This window comes from Microvirga sp. P4_G7 (assembly GCF_056401005.1).
Genome location: NZ_JBFUKD010000768.1, coordinates 1 through 1,618 on the forward strand (window position 1 = coordinate 1; position 1,618 = coordinate 1,618).

At 58.6% G+C, this 1,618-nt stretch carries 1 protein-coding gene; it reads right to left on the minus strand.

All coding sequences use genetic code 11. The features are described from left to right. Window positions 1–440 precede the first annotated feature (440 nt). On the minus strand, window positions 441–1,618 hold a 1,178-nt coding region (locus tag AC1DT3_RS20480), incomplete at its 5' end, for a helix-turn-helix domain-containing protein (RefSeq protein WP_477467046.1).

Genomic DNA, 1,618 nt, shown 5'->3' on the forward strand with positions numbered 1-1,618 from the left:
GCGCCAATGTTGAACCACCCGACATCATCACCCATGATGACGACGATGTTTGGCTTCCGTGGTTGCGCCGCAGCTGGTGCTTGTGCCGCCGCGGGCGTTGCCGCCCAAGTCCCGCAGAGCAGCATCGCCCCGCAGGCGAGCGATTCAATGCGTGCAAGTTTCATTGGTCGGTCTCCTCGGTGGCTGGGGATCGGGCAGAATTGGTGGCTGGGATCGGGCAGAATTGATTTCGCTCCCAAACGTTGCCATTCAACTCACCAAAAGAGTTAGGGTGGTTGCCAGGGAGGCTCGCTGATGTCCCCTAAGGAGTGACCTGACCCAACGCGCAAATGACCTTAGCGCGAGAACCTGCGCTCCTCACGACCGCACTGAAACGGCGGACTAACGGCATTCAATCGAGGAAGCGACACGCGACCGGCGGAGCGGCGAGAGCCATTCGTTTATGGATCTACGCCCTGATATAACTTCGAGCGAAATTCTCGTGGTGCACGGCCGGTCGCCTTCCGGAACGCGCGAGCAAAATTGGCGGGAGAGGAATAGCCCATCTCCGCAGAAACACGGGTGATCGATCCATTCGCATGCCGTAGCAGCTCGGTGGCTCGCTGAATCCTAGCCGTATTCGCCAAGTTGCGAAAATCCGTGCCTGCACGATTGAGCTCACGTTGCAGTGTTCGGACACTGGTGTCCATCGACTGCGCCGCGCCCTCGATGGACACGTTGCCGGTGAGAACCTGGGCGCGGATCTGCTCGAGGACGACGCCGAGCAGGTGTCTTGGAGCCCCACCGCGCCGATCTCGCGCTAAATCCTCGATCGTTACAATCGGCCGTGAAACGTGCCTTGGACGAGCGGAAAGATGATGGCGTTCCATGACAATGGTTACCGCGGACGCATTGAACAGGACCGGGCATTGGAACACCTCTTCGAAGAACTCGGCCTGATGCGACTTACCCATATTGAGTTCAACGCGAAGCGGACGCCACGCAAGCGGCAGATAAGCCCTCGAGACACTCAGCAACACGCCGGCCGCAGCGCAGGCGATAATGTCGTAGCCAGTGCGGCCGGCCAGTGCGAAGCCATAGCTGAATCGCACCTCCTCGCCGACGATTGCGACCGACATCCTGTCGCCCGTGCTATGGTAACAAAGGGCTGCAATGCTGCGTTCAATGGATTGACCGAGGGTGTCGGCTCCAAGGACATAGTGCCCGAAACTTCCATAATGGGCGACGTTCATCATAGGGGCCAACACGACGCCGAGGTTGGGCTCGCCTGCCGCTCTGGCGGCGGCCTCTAGGAGAGCGACGACCGCCGCGTGCGGAATGAAGCAAGTCCGGTCCTCGATGAGTTCAAGATCGAAACCGRCAGCGCGGTTGGCCCGTAGCAGCGCCCTTTCCCCCATTTCATGACGCAGGAAAGCCGGCAAACCATGCAGTATGTGGTTTGAGATGACCGGGATGTCAGCCATGTGCGGGAAGCTCCGGGAAAACTCAATGGATGTTGGCGCAAAATGAGTGGCCTGGAAATTCGTTTGCTGCTTTGCAGTATAAATGCAGCGAAAAACCAGGAAACTTGTTTCTGCCTGGTGGCCAAACTTCGAATAGCTGCAGGAATGTTTGGTGG